The organism is Rhizobacter sp. P2_H2, from assembly GCF_056403375.1.
This window is the reverse complement of the sequence record NZ_JBFUFP010000057.1, coordinates 1-13,425: the sequence shown is the minus strand read 5'-3', so window position 1 is coordinate 13,425 and position 13,425 is coordinate 1. Positions and strand designations below refer to the sequence as shown.

13 protein-coding genes and 1 pseudogene are annotated in these 13,425 nt (G+C 67.9%); 6 read left to right on the top strand and 8 right to left on the bottom strand.

Features of this window, described 5'->3' with window-relative positions:
* Positions 1 to 1,079: TonB-dependent receptor family protein (locus AC1D15_RS06270; protein WP_477825324.1), on the bottom strand; the 1,079-nt coding region annotated here is incomplete at its 3' end.
* 222 nt (positions 1,080 to 1,301) lie between these two features.
* Here AC1D15_RS06270 and AC1D15_RS06265 point away from each other — a divergent pair.
* Entirely contained in the window at positions 1,302 to 2,285 is a 984-nt protein-coding gene (locus AC1D15_RS06265) for an aldo/keto reductase (RefSeq protein ID WP_477825323.1), read from the top strand.
* Here AC1D15_RS06265 and AC1D15_RS06260 read toward each other — a convergent pair.
* A complete protein-coding gene (locus AC1D15_RS06260; RefSeq protein WP_477825322.1) occupies positions 2,273 to 2,941 on the bottom strand; it encodes a GntR family transcriptional regulator in 669 nt (222 codons plus the stop codon). The two genes, AC1D15_RS06265 and AC1D15_RS06260, sit on opposite strands and share 13 nt — an antisense overlap.
* Before the next feature lie 53 nt (positions 2,942 to 2,994).
* Here AC1D15_RS06260 and AC1D15_RS06255 point away from each other — a divergent pair, with 53 nt between their 5' ends.
* On the top strand, positions 2,995 to 3,891 hold the full coding sequence (locus AC1D15_RS06255; RefSeq protein ID WP_477825321.1) for an NAD(P)-dependent oxidoreductase: 897 nt from the start codon (positions 2,995 to 2,997) through the stop codon (positions 3,889 to 3,891).
* A gap of 187 nt (positions 3,892 to 4,078) precedes the next feature.
* Here the strand turns inward: AC1D15_RS06255 and AC1D15_RS06250 are convergent, their stop codons facing one another.
* The 3 genes and pseudogenes from AC1D15_RS06250 to AC1D15_RS06240 all read right to left on the bottom strand — a co-directional run bounded on the left by AC1D15_RS06250 (position 4,079) and on the right by AC1D15_RS06240 (position 7,677).
* Positions 4,079 to 5,332 (bottom strand): Zn-dependent hydrolase, encoded by a 1,254-nt coding sequence (locus tag AC1D15_RS06250; RefSeq protein WP_477825325.1) that lies wholly within the window; start codon positions 5,330 to 5,332, stop codon positions 4,079 to 4,081.
* Positions 5,333 to 5,344: 12 nt separating this feature from the next.
* A pseudogene (locus AC1D15_RS06245) lies at positions 5,345 to 6,487 on the bottom strand (diaminopropionate ammonia-lyase); the annotation flags it as partial.
* Positions 6,487 to 7,677, bottom strand: coding sequence for a M20 aminoacylase family protein (locus AC1D15_RS06240; RefSeq protein WP_477825320.1), 1,191 nt, complete (start codon positions 7,675 to 7,677; stop codon positions 6,487 to 6,489). The pseudogene AC1D15_RS06245 and the gene AC1D15_RS06240, both read right to left, overlap by 1 nt.
* Positions 7,678 to 7,792: 115 nt before the next feature.
* On the opposite strand from AC1D15_RS06240, the gene AC1D15_RS06235 reads away from it, so the two are divergent.
* Both AC1D15_RS06235 and AC1D15_RS06230 read left to right on the top strand, forming a co-directional pair.
* Entirely contained in the window at positions 7,793 to 8,269 is a 477-nt protein-coding gene (locus AC1D15_RS06235; protein ID WP_047507213.1) for an Lrp/AsnC family transcriptional regulator, read from the top strand.
* Positions 8,266 to 8,940, top strand: coding sequence for an oxygenase MpaB family protein (locus AC1D15_RS06230; RefSeq protein WP_477825319.1), 675 nt, complete (start codon positions 8,266 to 8,268; stop codon positions 8,938 to 8,940). Before AC1D15_RS06235 ends, AC1D15_RS06230 begins: the two co-directional genes overlap by 4 nt.
* Positions 8,941 to 9,037: 97 nt before the next feature.
* On the opposite strand, the gene AC1D15_RS06225 is transcribed toward AC1D15_RS06230, so the two are convergent.
* Entirely contained in the window at positions 9,038 to 10,237 is a 1,200-nt protein-coding gene (locus tag AC1D15_RS06225; protein WP_477825318.1) for a lipase family protein, read from the bottom strand.
* 149 nt (positions 10,238 to 10,386) lie between these two features.
* On the opposite strand from AC1D15_RS06225, the gene AC1D15_RS06220 reads away from it, so the two are divergent.
* Together AC1D15_RS06220 and AC1D15_RS06215 are read left to right on the top strand one after the other, a co-directional pair.
* Complete coding sequence (locus tag AC1D15_RS06220) at positions 10,387 to 10,722, top strand: hypothetical protein (protein ID WP_477825317.1); 336 nt, start codon at positions 10,387 to 10,389, stop codon at positions 10,720 to 10,722.
* 273 nt (positions 10,723 to 10,995) lie between these two features.
* The gene (locus AC1D15_RS06215; protein WP_477825316.1) at positions 10,996 to 11,604 is read left to right on the top strand and encodes an HNH endonuclease; all 609 of its coding nucleotides are present in this window, start codon (positions 10,996 to 10,998) and stop codon (positions 11,602 to 11,604) included.
* A 118-nt stretch (positions 11,605 to 11,722) separates the two neighbouring features.
* Here AC1D15_RS06215 and AC1D15_RS06210 read toward each other — a convergent pair whose 3' ends face one another.
* Entirely contained in the window at positions 11,723 to 12,532 is an 810-nt protein-coding gene (locus AC1D15_RS06210; RefSeq protein WP_477825315.1) for a PmeII family type II restriction endonuclease, read from the bottom strand.
* A gap of 178 nt (positions 12,533 to 12,710) precedes the next feature.
* Positions 12,711 to 13,425, bottom strand: a 715-nt coding sequence (locus AC1D15_RS06205; protein WP_477825314.1) for a DNA cytosine methyltransferase, incomplete at its 5' end; no start/stop codon positions are given.

The window sequence follows — 13,425 nt, the reverse complement described above, 5'->3', positions numbered from 1 at the left end:
GTGTAGCGCGGCTCCACGCCCAGCACGCGGTAGTTGCGCGGCTGGTGCGTCAGCACCGTGCCGGCGGCGTTGATCAGCACGCTCGCGCGCGAGCTCTCGTTGTAGTAGAGCCGCACCTCGGCCTCCTGCGTGGCCGACATCGGGTTCAGGTACCCCAGGTCGATGCCCTTGCGCACGCCGCTCCAGTAGTCGGTGGGGCGGGTGTTCTGGAACGGGTCCACGTTGTATTGCGCCGGCGTCAGGCCGCCCGGTGTGCGCGACGTGACGTCGTAGTACGAGACCTTGCCGTAGACCTCGGCCTTGCCGTCGAGCGGCTGGCGGAACTTGACGGCCAGGTCGTTCACCTTCTCGTCGCTGTTGGCGCGCCATTCGCTGCCGTCCAGGCCCGAGTACAGCAGCGCGAGGCCCAGCCCGTTGTCGAGCTCGCGGCCGAGGAACAGGCTGTACTGCGTGTTGTGCCCGTCGCCTTCGCCGTAGCTGTTGTAGCGCACGGTCGCATCGCCGCTCAGCGCCTCGGTCGCCGGGATGGAACGGGTGTTGAAGTTGATGATGCCGCCGACGTTCTGCGGGCCGTAGCGCACCGCGCCGCCGCCGCGCACCACGTCGACCGACTCGATGTTGTTCAGGCTCACCGGCGCGAACGACAGCTGCGGCTGGCCGTAGGGCGCGACCGCCAGCGGGATGCCGTCGAGCARCACGGTGGAGCGCGGCGAGTAGCGGCCGGTCAGGCCGCGCACGCCGATGTTCAGCGAGATCGCGCTGCCGGCGGTGCCGGAGTTCTCGGTCGACTGCACGCCGGGGATGCGGCGCATCACCTCGCCGATCGACACGGCGCCGGTCTGCTCGATCTCTTCCTTCCTCACGACGGTGCGTGCACCGGCGAAGCTCTTCACGCTGTTCTGCAGGCCGCTGCCCAGCCAGTTGCCGCTGATCTGCACCGGCTCCAGCGTGACTTCAGGCGAGGCTGCGGCGGGCGCATCGGCCTGCTGCGCGCGCACGGCGAACGGCCAGGCCGCGATGGCGAGCGCGACGGCCGTGAGCGGGCGGGCCATCGGCCGCAGGAAGGGTTGAACTGCCATGGGAAAGGTACTCCGGGGCCCGGTCGCGGGCAGGTGTGCTGGCTGGGCGACCCACGGGCAGGACGGAGATCCATGCGAGAGCGCGATGGCTGGCGATTGATGAAACGATGGGCGACATTCGCCGACACCCCGGATGATAAATCGCCGGCGGCCCGCGATGAGAAAGGTTCGCAATTGAAAAATTATCGATAATCCCGGAAGGAACCCACTGGAGACGTTTCCATGAACTACCGCGAACTCGGCCGCACCGGCTGGAAGGTGTCGACGATCAGCTTCGGCGCCTGGGCCATCGGCGGCACCTGGGGCCAGGTGAACGACGACGAATCGATGGCCGCGCTGCACCGCGCGCTCGACCTGGGCGTGAACTTCTTCGACACCGCCGACGTGTACGGCGACGGCCACAGCGAGCGGCTGATCGCGCGGCTGCGCAAGGAGCGCACGGAGCCGTTCTACGTGGCCACCAAGGCCGGCCGGCGCCTCAGCCCGCACGTGGCCGAGGGCTACAACCGCGGGAACCTGACGGCCTTCGTCGAGCGCAGCCTGCGCAACCTCGGCACCGAGGCACTCGACCTGCTGCAGCTGCACTGCCCGCCGACGCCGGTGTACTACATGCCCGAGGTGTTCGGCGTGCTCGACGACCTGGTGCGCGCCGGCAAGCTGCGCCACTACGGCGTCAGCGTCGAGAAGGTCGAGGAGGCGCTGAAGGCGATCGACTTCCCCGGCGTGCAGTCGGTGCAGGTCATCTACAACATCTTCCGCCAGCGGCCGGCCGAGCTGCTGTTCCGCGAGACGCTGGCGCGCCGCGTCGGCATCCTCGCGCGGCTGCCGTTGTCGTCGGGGCTGCTGTCGGGCGGGCTCACGCGGCAGACGCAGTTCGCTGCCGACGACCACCGCAGCTTCAACCGCGAAGGGGCGGCGTTCGACAAGGGTGAGACCTTCTCGGGGCTGGACTACGAGAGCGGCCTGGCGGCGGTGGAGGCGCTGCGCCCGCTGGTGCCGGCGGGGCAGACGCTGGCGCAGTTCGCGCTGCGCTGGATCCTGATGCAGGAAGCGGTGACGTGCGCGATCCCGGGCGGCCGCCGGCCGAAGCAGATCGAGGAGAACATGCGCGCGGCCGACCTGCCGGCGCTGTCAGCCGAGACGATGCAGGCCGTGAACGCCATCTACGAGAAGCACGCGAAAGCGCAAGTCCATCACCGCTGGTGATCGGCCGCTTCCAGGTAATCCCGCTTCGCGAGCTGCAGATGCGCGACGCACAACTCCGCCAATGCCGCGTTGTCGCTGCCCTTCAGCAACCGGATCATGTCCAGGTGCTCGTCGGCCGCGGCTTCGGCGTGGCCTGCGGCGGCGGTGCGCTGCGCCCGCACCGGCAGGCTCAGCCACATGTAGTGGCGGATCGAGCCGATCAGGTACGGGTTGCCGCAGCCGCCGAACAGCGTCAGGTGGAACTCGTCGTTGATGCGGTGCACCGTGCCGTGGTCGCCGGCCCGCAGTGCCGCGACGAACAGCAGCTGCAGCGCCTCCAGCGCCGCGACCAGCGCGGGATCGGCCGGCAGCGGGATGCGCAGCGCCGCCTGCCGCTGCAGCAGCTCGCGCACCTCGTAGATCTGCCGCACCTCGGTGGCGGCCAGCGCGCGCACGCTCGCGCCCTTGTTCTTCTCGCGCACCACGATGCCGATGCGCTCCAGCTCGGCCAGCGCGCGCCGCACGCCGTGCCGCGTGGCGCCGAAGCGCGCCATCAGCGGGTCCTCGACCAGCCGGCTGCCGGGCGCGAGGCGGCCGAAGATGATGTCTTCGCCGAGCAGCCGGGCGACGTCCTGGGCCTCGGCGGGCAGCGGCGGGGGTTCGGGGCGGCGCGTCATGAGCGGTCGATTCTGCCAACAGTCCCATCAACAAGACACCAGGAGACAAGTGAATGAGCAAGATCGGATTCATCGGCGCCAGTGGCCTGATGGGCCATGGCATGGCGAAGAACCTGCAACTGAAGGGCCATGCGCTGCACCTCACCGTGCACCGCAACCGCGATCGGGTGGCCGACCTGATCGAGCGCGGTGCGGTGCAGGTGGAGACGCCGGCTGAACTGGCGGCGCGCTGCGACGTGGTGTTCATCTGCGTCACCGGCACGCCGCAGGTCGAGGGGCTGTTTGCCGGCGACGGCGGGCTGCTCGCGCGGCCGAAGCCGGGGCTGGTGGTCATCGACTGCTCGACCAGCGAGCCGGCCTCGACCGCCGCGCTGCGCGAGCGCTGCGCCGCGCAGCAGGTGCTGCTGATCGATGCGCCGCTTGCGCGTTCGGCGGCCGATGCCGAAGCCGGGCGGCTGACGGTGATGGTCGGCGCCGAGCAGCAGGACTTCGCGCGCATCGAGCCGCTGCTGCGCTGCTTCGCCGAGAACCTGCACCACGTCGGCCCGCCGGGCGCGGGGCATGTCGTCAAGCTGCTCTACAACTTCATGGCGCAGGCCATCTGCACGTCGACGGCCGAGGCGTTTGCGGTCGGGCGGCGCGCGGGGGTCGACCTGGGGCAGCTGGTGGCGGTGACGACGGTCGGCGCGGTCAATTCCGGGCTGTTCCAGGCGATGGCGAAGACGCTGCAGGGCGACGTGAAGGGCCTGTCGTTCGAGCTCGACAACGCGCGCAAGGACCTGCGCTACTACACCCACCTGGCCGAGAGCCTGACGGTACCGGCGTGGCTGGGCGAGGCGGTGCACCAGTCGCTGACGCTGGCCAGCGCGCTGGGCCATGGCGCGAAGTTCGTGCCTTCGCTGGTGGAGGCGCAGGAGCAGATCACGGGGACGACGCTGGTGCCGCGGTGAGCCGCCATCCGTTCGCGCTGAGCCCAATCCGTTCGGGCTGAGCTTGTCGAAGCCTTGGTGCCATGCGCGCAGGCCCTTCGACAGGCTCAGGGYGAACGGTTTCCCCCCCGTTCGGGCTGAGCTTGTCGAAGCCTTGGTGYCATGCGCRCAGRCCCTTCGACAGGCTCAGGGCGAACGGGGTTCTTTGCTACTCGTCGGCCAACGCCCGCAGCACATCGAGCAGCACGTTCGCGCCGTCGCGCAGCTGCCCGGGTGCGGTGAACTCGCGCGGGTTGTGGCTGATGCCGCCGCGGCTGGGCACGAAGATCATCGCCGAGGGCGCGATGCGCGCAATCATCTGCGCATCGTGCCCCGCACCCGAGGTGATGCGCCGCTGCGTGAGCCCGCGCGCCGCGGCGGCCTGCTCGATGCGGCCCACCAGACGCTCGTCGAAGCGCACCGGCTCGAAGCGGGCCAGTGAACGCGCGGTGATCGTCACGCCCTGCTCCACCGCCAGCCGCTGCAGGAAGCTGGCGAGCTCGGACTCGGCACGCTGCAGCGTGGCCTCGTCGGTGTTGCGCAGGTCGACCGTCAACGTGGCCCGCGACGCGATCACGTTGATCAGGTTCGGGTGCAGCTCGATCGCGCCGACGGTGCCGACCTGCGAGCCGCCGAAGCGCAGCGCCAGCTCGCGCACGAAGACGGCGATCGCTGCCGCGGCATGCCCGGCATCGCGGCGCAGGTGCATCGGCGTGGTGCCGGCGTGGTTCGACTGGCCCTGGATCGCGATCGACTGCCACGAGATGCCCTGCAGATCGTGCACCGCGCCGATCGCGATGCCTTCCGCCTCCAGCACCGGCCCCTGCTCGATGTGTAGCTCGACGAAGGCATGCGGGCGCAGCGTGCCGCAGCGCATGCTGCCGGCGAAGCCGATGCGCTGCAGCTCGTCGCCGAGGCGCGCGCCATCGGTGCCGATCGTGTCCAGCGCCTGCTGCAGCGGCAGCCCGCCGGCATGCACCAGCGAGCCCATCATGTCGGGCATGAAGCGCACGCCCTCCTCGTTCGTGAAGGCGGCCACCACCAGCGGGCGGCGCGTGCGCACGCCGCGCGCGTCGAGCTGGCGTACCACCTCCTCCAGCCCGGCCATCACGCCGTAGATGCCGTCGTAGCGGCCACCGGTGGCGACGGTGTCGATGTGCGAGCCGGTCATCACCGGTGCCAGGTCATGCGTGCCGGCGCGGATGCCGAAGAGGTTGCCGATCTGGTCGACGTGCACCTCGAGCCCGGCTTCCTGCATCCAGCGCACCAGCTGCTCGCGGCCTGCGCGGTCGGCATCGGTCAGCGCGATGCGGCAGACGCCGCCGCCGTCGATCGCGCCGATGCGGGCGTGCTGCTCGACGCGCTCGATCAGCGCGGCCTCGTCGATGCCGTCGTTCGATCGCCAAGCGGCCTGCGCGGCCAGCACGGCGCTGGCTGAGCGGCCGGTGAGGGATTTGTACACACCCGGCGCCGTCGCGCCTTCAGTGTTCAGCAGCAGCACGCGGGCGTTCGCGTCGAGGCTCAGCTGCCCGGCAGCGGCGATCAATCCCGCCAGCCCGGCCGCGCCCGATTCGCCGGCGAGCACCGGCACGTCGCCGGCACTTCCTTCGGCGAGTGTGCGCATCGCCTGCACCGCAGCGCCGTCGCTCACCGTGATGAAGGCATCGACGGCCGGCTGCAGGAAGCGCCACGCGAGCGGCGAGGTCTCGCCACAGGCCAGCCCGGCCATCACCGAATCGACCGAGCCGCTGGCGCGCGCCGCGTGGCCGCTGCGCGCGCTCTGCAGCAGGCAATCGGCCTGCTCGGGCTCGACGACGATGAACACCGGCCGCTGCGTACCGAAGTGTTCCCAGAAATGGCTGACGATGCCCGCGGCCAGCCCGCCGACACCGCCTTGCACGATGACGTGCGTGAACGGTGCGCTGCCGGTTTCCAGCACCTCGTCGGCGATGGTGCCGTAGCCCTGCATCACGTCGCGCGGGATCTCTTCGTAGCCGTCGTACGAGGTGTCGGAGACGACCGTCCAGCCGTTCGCCGCGGCCAGCCGCGCGGCCTCGCGCACCGAGGCGTCGTAGTCGCCGGCGATGCGCACGATCTCGGCGCCGAACGCGGTGATCGGCGCCTCACGCTCGGCGCTGACGTGAGCGTGCAGAACGATCACGCAGCGGCAGCCGATGCTCTGCGCGGCCGCAGCGAGCGCGCGGCCGTGGTTGCCGTCGGTGGCGCTGATGACAACCAGCTCGCGCAGCTCGGCCGCGTGCTTCCCGGCCAGCAGGTCGGCCGCTTGCCAGCCGCGATCGGGCCAACGCCGCACGATCAAGCGCAGCAGCGCCAGCGGCGCGCCCAGCGCCTTGAAGCTGCCGAGCGGCGAGCGCGTCGATTCATCCTTCACCGCGAGGTGCGCGAGGCCCAGCTGCGCGGCCAGCCGCGGCAGCGGCCACAGCGGCGTGGCGCCTTCGTTCAACAGCGACCATGCCCGCAGCCAGCGCCGGCCCTCGCGCCCTGACTTGATATTCAGGATCGCCCGCAGCGCGTCGTCATACGGCCGGCGTTCGGCCCGTGGGTTGAGGAACAGCATCAGGCCTCCCGCCGCGGCAGGCGCTGGCGAATGATTTCCGCGAAGAAGCGCGCGCCGATCGGCAGCAGCGCGTCGTTGAAGTCGTAGCGCGCGTTGTGCAGCGGCACCGCGCCGGGGCTGTCGCCATCGCCGTTGCCGATGAAGACGAAGGCGCCGGGCACGATGCGCAGGAAGGCACCGAAGTCTTCCGAGATCATCATCGGCGCCACCTGGTCGTCGACGCGGTCTGCGCCCACCACCTCCACCGCGGCGGCCACCGCCACCGGCACGCATTGCGCCCAGTTCACCGTCGGCGCGAACTCATGCGTGTAGTCCACCTCGCAGCGCGCGCCATGCGCCGCACAGATGCCCTCGCACAGCTCGCGGATGCGCCGCGCGAGCAGCGCCTGCACCTCGGGCGCATAGCTGCGCGTGTCGCCCTTGATCGTGACGTGCGTCGGCAGCGCGTTGCGGATGCCGTCGGTGACGAACTCGGTGCACGAGACGACGGCCGGCTGCCCCGGATCGACCGAGCGCGCGACGATGGTCTGCAGCGCCAGCACGATCTCGGCACCGATCACCAGCGGGTCGATGGCCATGTGCGGGCGCGCCGCGTGGCCGCCGCGGCCGGTGATGCGGATCACGAAGTTGTCTTCGCTGGCCATGATGCCGCCCGTGCGCGTGGCGATGTGGCCGACCGGCAGGCCGGGCATGTTGTGCGCGCCGTAGATCTCATCCACCGGGAAGCGCTCGAACAGGCCGTCGGCCATCATCGCCGCTGCGCCGCGGCCGTGCTCTTCGGCGGGCTGGAAGATGAAGCGCACCGTGCCGTCGAAATCCCGACGCTGGGCCAGCAACTGCGCCGCGCCGAGCAGCATCGCCATGTGGCCGTCGTGCCCGCAGGCGTGCATGCAGCCGGGGTTGAGCGAGGCGTGGGCGCGGCCCTCGGCGGCTTCGGTGAGGGCGAGCGCATCCATGTCGGCACGCAGGCCGATCGCGCCGCTGCCGCGGCCCACCGTCAGCGTGCCGACGACGCCGGTGCCGCCGATGGGGCGGTGCACCTCGATGCCCAGCAGCTCGAGAACGCGGGCGACGTGGTCGGCGGTGCGGCGCTCGTTGAAGCCGGTCTCGGGGTGGCGGTGCAGGTGGTGGCGCCAGCTTTGCAGCTGGGCTTCGAACTCGGTGGCTGATGTGGCGGACGAGGCTGACATGGCGGGCTCCGGGCGAGGCGGATGCTGCATTGTCGGCAGCAGCGCGTGAGCGGATTCACCGCGATTCGGGGCGGCGTGATGCGTTTGTCCCGTTTTGCTGGTCGAAAATGGGCGGATGGACCGACTCGACACCCAGATCCTGAACCTGCTGCAAGACGATGCCTCGCTGCCGATGCGCACGCTGGCCGAGCGGGTGCACAGCTCGCCGGCCACGTGCCAGCGGCGCATTGCGCAGCTCAAGGCCTCGGGCGTGCTGATGAAGCAGGTGGCCATCGTCGACCGGCAGCGCGTGGGGCGGCCGCTGACGGTGTTCGTCTCGGTCGAGCTGGACAAGCAGAACGATGCGCTGCTGCGCAACTTCGAGAAGAAGATGGCGGCCGAGGACGACGTGATGGCCTGCTACGAGGTGTCGGGCGAGTTCGACTTCTTGCTGATCGTGAACTCGGCGTCGATGGAGCGGTACCACGCGTTCACGCGCGAGGTGTTCTCGTCGAACAACAACGTGCGGAATTTCAAGAGCACCTTCGCGATGAACTGTTCGAAGTTCGAGACGCGGATCGCGCTGGCCGAGCCTGGGGAGGCCGGGGCATGACGACGCAGATCGAGGCGCTGTACTACGGCCGGCACCGGATGACGTTTCGCATCGGCACCTACCTGGCGCTGATCCGCATGATGGGTATCGCGCACCTGGTGACCGCGCTGTACGGGCATGCGCAGCTGGTGTCGCAGACGCAGGCAAGGCTGGCACGCACGCGGCAGACGCTGCGCGAGCTGATCTGCCACGGCTTCGACAGCGAAGCGGGGCAAGCGGCGCTGCAGCGGCTGCGCGAGGTGCACCGCCATGTGCCGGCGGATGCGAGCGACTACCGCTACGTGCTGGCGACGTTCTTTCTGGAGCCGCTGCGCTGGAACGAGCGGCATGCGCGGGTGAAGCTCGAGGCGCGCGAGACGGCGCTGCTGCTGGGCTTCTGGCAGCGCGTGGGGCTGGAGATGGGGATGAGCGAGCTGCCCGAGACGCTGCCGCAGTGGCAGCAGCTGCAGCGCGAGTACGAGGCGCGCTGCATGGCCCGCACGCCAGAAGGTGAACGCCTGGCGCGCCTGTGCCTGCGGGATGTGGTGAAGCTGACGGTGCCCTTCGGCACGCGCTGGGCGTTCCGGCAGGGGATGCTGGCGACGATGGAGCCGGGGGTGCGGGAGGTGTTGGGGCTGGGGGAAGCGAGTGGGTGGGTGAAGGTACTCGTCCGCTCCTCCCGTTCGCCCTGAGCAGGGACCGAGCTTGTCGAGGGCCCGTCCGTCGAAGGGTTGTGACCGGAGCGCGCAGGGCCTTCGACAAGCTCAGTCCGAACGGGTAGCCCGTGCCCTAACGCTCGCGGCAAGCTCCCTCCACAGGCACGCCCGCAAACCGCTGCCGAGTCCACTCCACCAGCTCCCCAACCAGCGGCGAATCCCCCGCCACCACCGACAGGTGATCCCGCCCCGCATACCGCCGGTAGTCGATCACCCGCCCCGCCTGGCAGCGCGCCGCGACGAAGCGTGACTGCACTTCCGGCAGCACCAGCTCATCCGCCAAGCCTTGCGCCACCAACACCGGCTGCGCCCACGGCCCGAGCGGCGTGTTCTCCGCGAGCCGCTGGCCCAGCGCCCCACCCGTGGGCGACGTGGAGAAGATGCTGCCCCCGGCCGCCACCGCCTCGAGCGCGGTGAACGCCGCCTTGCCACCCGCGCTGCAGCGTGACGCGATGTCGCGCGCCACCAGCGCCGGCCAGCCGCGAGCGTAGGCGTCGAACTTCACGTCGCCATACGTGTCGCTGTAGGCCTGCAGCACGTACGACGAGGTGATGCGGCCGATCGGCGTGTGCTGCACGGCGCTCATCAGCGCCGGCAGGTCGCTCGCCGGGGCGAGGGCGGCGATGCCGGCCAGCGGCACGTCGGGCGCGTAGGTGGGCGCGAGCATGCCGGCCCACAGCGCCGCGTTGCCGCCTTGCGAATGGCCCCAGATGACTGTTCGATCGGCGAGCGCCACGCCCACCATCTGCCGCGCGGCCCGTACCGCATCGAGCGCGGAGCGGGCCTGGCCGGTGCCGACGAGGTAGGGGTGGATGCCGGCGGCGCCCAGGCCCACGTAGTCGGTGGCCACATAGACCCAGCCCTGGGCCAGCAGCGGCTGCAGCGCGGGCACGTGGGCGAACGGATCGCCCAGCAGCGAGGGCGCGCAGCCGCGCACGGTGCCGGTGCTGCCGTGCGCCCACGCGACGACCGGGCGCGGGCCGGCGGGTGCATTGTGCGCGACCATCACGATGGCGCTGGCGAGGGTGGGCGAGCCGTCGTCGCGCGTGGTGGCGTGGAGGATGCGCCAGGCGACGGCGCCTTCGGGCACGCCGCGGGTGAAGGGCTCCTGGCGCAGCAGCGTGCCGGGGCGGAAGGGGATGCGGTAGGTGGCGTTGTAGAAGGGGTCGGGGGTGGTGGGGAGGGTGAGCCACCAGGCTGCAAAGACGAGCAAGAGCGCGAGCAGCGTCGCGGCCGCCAGGGCGATCAGCAGGAGACGTGGCAGGTGGCGCATCAGGCCGATTCTGCGGCAGGGCGCGTGCTACATTGGCCGCGCCCCGGCGAGAGCCTGGGTCGAGATTGGCGTCTCGGAAGATACCCGCGTGAGGCCGCCCACTGGCGGCTGTTCCACGCGCGCGCATTCAACTTCTGGAGCCAATACGCATGAGCATCAATGCCGCTGACGACGAGGAATCGCCCTCGTCATCTCCCTCGCAGTTCGAGGAATTTCGGTGGACCGATGAGTCGACGGACGATCGGCACATCGAGGCGCGTCACCTGAATCGACTGATCGGGCTGACGATCGACGTCGCCGATGGCGTTCGAGCGCTGCTGGAGATCGCTGAGTTCGACGATTGGTTGCGCATGGACGATCACACGCCGCTGGTCGATCGGTGTCGGCATGATTCGCTGAGGCGCTTCAGCGTGACGGCGTTGCGGCTGCTGTCTGAAGAGGCGGCGCGGGTGGGGGAGTGGGTGCGAGCCGGCGCGCAGCGGTGACGCGAATGTGATGGACTCCACCCTCGTTCGTTCGAGACAATGCGAACTCGAATCGCGCACGATGCGATGCGCATCGGCATTGGCACTGGGACGGATATGGCAAAGGCGCCGAAAGCAATTGAGACTCCGAGGGCTCCACGCAATCCAGCGTGGACGAGGGACGAGTTAATCCTGGCGCTGGACTTGTACCTGCGGCACCGAGACTCGCCTCCTTCCAAGGACAGTGTCGCTGTCAAGGAGCTCTCGTCAGTCCTGAACGAACTCGGTCGAGCTGTGCAACTCGACGACAAGCGAACGTTCAGGAATCCCGCCGGCGTCTACATGAAGATGATGAACTTCCGGCGGTTCGACCCGAACTACACAGCGCAGGGCAAGGTCGGGCTTCAGCGAGGCAACAAGGACGAAGAGGTTGTTTGGCGGCTCTTTGCCAATGACCCGCAGCGCTTGGCAGAAGTCAGTCAAGCTATTCGAGGATGCATTTCAGCTCGAGACGACTCTTTAGCGTATTTGGCGGAGGACGAGCCCGGCATCCAGGACGCCGAAGAGGGACGGATTCTCACGCGCGTGCATCGGCAACGGGAACGGAGCCGAAAGCTCGTCGAGCAGGTGAAGGCGATGGCCTTGAAGCAGTCCGGGCGACTGGCTTGCGCCGCATGCGGCTTCGACTTCATCGATGCGTATGGACCGTCGGCCAGCGGCATCATCGATGTGCATCACACCAAGCCGCTTCACACGCTGACTGAAGGGCATCGAACCAGCGTTCACGATCTTGCGTTGTTGTGTGCGAACTGCCACCGCGTCGTACATGCAAGCCGGCCTTGGTTGAGCGTCGAGGAGGTTGCGGCGCTTCGCGCCGCTGCGCAGCAGGGGGCACGGCGGTAGCCGTCGGCGCTGAAGGGGCGCATCGCTGTAACAACTAGACGGCGATTGACGTTTCAATCGATGGAGAGCCGGGCGTACCATCGAGTGCTCCTCATGTCTGAGGAGCTTCAACTCGTTCCTACTGCTTGCGTGAGCGACGGCGTGGTAGAGGCTTTGCCACCGGAGCACGGTCCAATTCCGCAAGAGGATCTGCCGCCGACAGTTCGGATGAAGCCGGCACAGCATCGGCTTCGAAAGCGTGATTGAACAACGTTTCCCAGAAGTCATCCTCTTTGTCGAGGTCGAACTTCTTGCGAAGCGACGCGGCTACTGCCAGTCGGTTGCGAATCAGCTTCTCGTGAAATGTCTCGTCCTTGTGCCGAGCTGCAAACCTCGCTTGTGCTTCGCGGATGGCCCGAAATATATGCACGTGAACATCTTTGACTCCGGAGGCGAACTCCCAGAAGTCACGACCAACAAGATAGTCGAACCAGTCGGGCTCTCCGAGACCTTTGTCAACTAGCGAGGGCTTGTTGTTCAGATCAGCGTAACGCCCGTACGTGATACCGATCATGCACCTCGCTTCCGACGTCCCACGGATGGCTGGGAACTTCTCGATCATGTGATGAGCATGTGACTGATTCATTGTCCAAGGACCGGCTTTAATGCTCATCAGGTAAGTTACTCCCTCAATGACCATCCTGCGATCTACAGGCTCCCAGAGGGCCGAGAGCTTCTTGTCGGCCTTGTTCTTTTCGATGGGAAGCGTTGCACCGAAGAGCGGCAGTATTTTCTCCTCCGCAAATCGCCCGAACGCCGTGTCGTCCCCGTGAAACGCGCTGCCAAGTTGCAGCCGTTCAGCGACCTCGTAGGGACTGAAGATGTTGTAGACCGGTGCGGTGATCAGCAGCAAGAACGGATTAAAGTTGGACTGTGCGATGTCCAACATCTCGTTAGCCTTGTCCAGCCGGCGCTCAAGTAGCTCGTCTGTTTCCCGGACTATTTCTTCGTGAACACCAGGAGGCAGTGCGTCTGCCAAATTGGTCCGTTTGAAGCGACGCGGTCGAATCATTGGGGAGAGAAGGGTCGAGAAGGCGAGAGCCTAACCCGAATTTGGCGAGTTCTCATCAGACTGATCGCACCTTTCGGTCGGTCAGCATTGGGGGATGCTGTGCCTCGCTGTTGTCGTCATCCTCGCCCTGCGACCAAAGGACCGCTTGCCCCCCCTTGAACCACTTGCGAGTCCGCACGTGGGATTGGAGGTAGACGATTCGAATGTTGTCGTCGTGTTGAGCAACGACTTTGGCGCGCTTTGCCGTTGCGGCGGCCTTATCCAATTCATCCGCAAGGACAGTTCCTGCGACGAATCCGAGACGCGTTGGGACGGCGTTTCCCACCTGGGCGTACTGCTCCTGCGCAGTTCCGGCGAACTTCCAGGCCACAGGGAACTCTTGCACCAAGGCGCACTCGCGCAACGTTAACGGTCGCACGTGATCCGGGTGGCACAAGGACGTACTCGCGTGATTTGGAAGCGTCAGGATGGTCGGTGATGGRAGTCCGTAGCTCAATCGACGCCACCATCCGGATCGCCCTCCTTTCGCAAGCCATGCCTTCCCCATCGACTCTTGCTGAAGCTTCTCGGGGAGAGCTCGCCAGTTGCCACCAGGAGGAATTTTCGACAGATAAGTCTTCTTCCGAGGGCTGAAGTCCATCAGCGTTGGCGACAGTTCATGCAGGCCACGAATGGCGTCCCCGAGCGTTGCCATCGGCAGGAGGTCTTCACCCTGACCGTGGGTCGGCGCAGGAAACTCAACCTGTCTTCCCATTCGATTTCCCACGAAG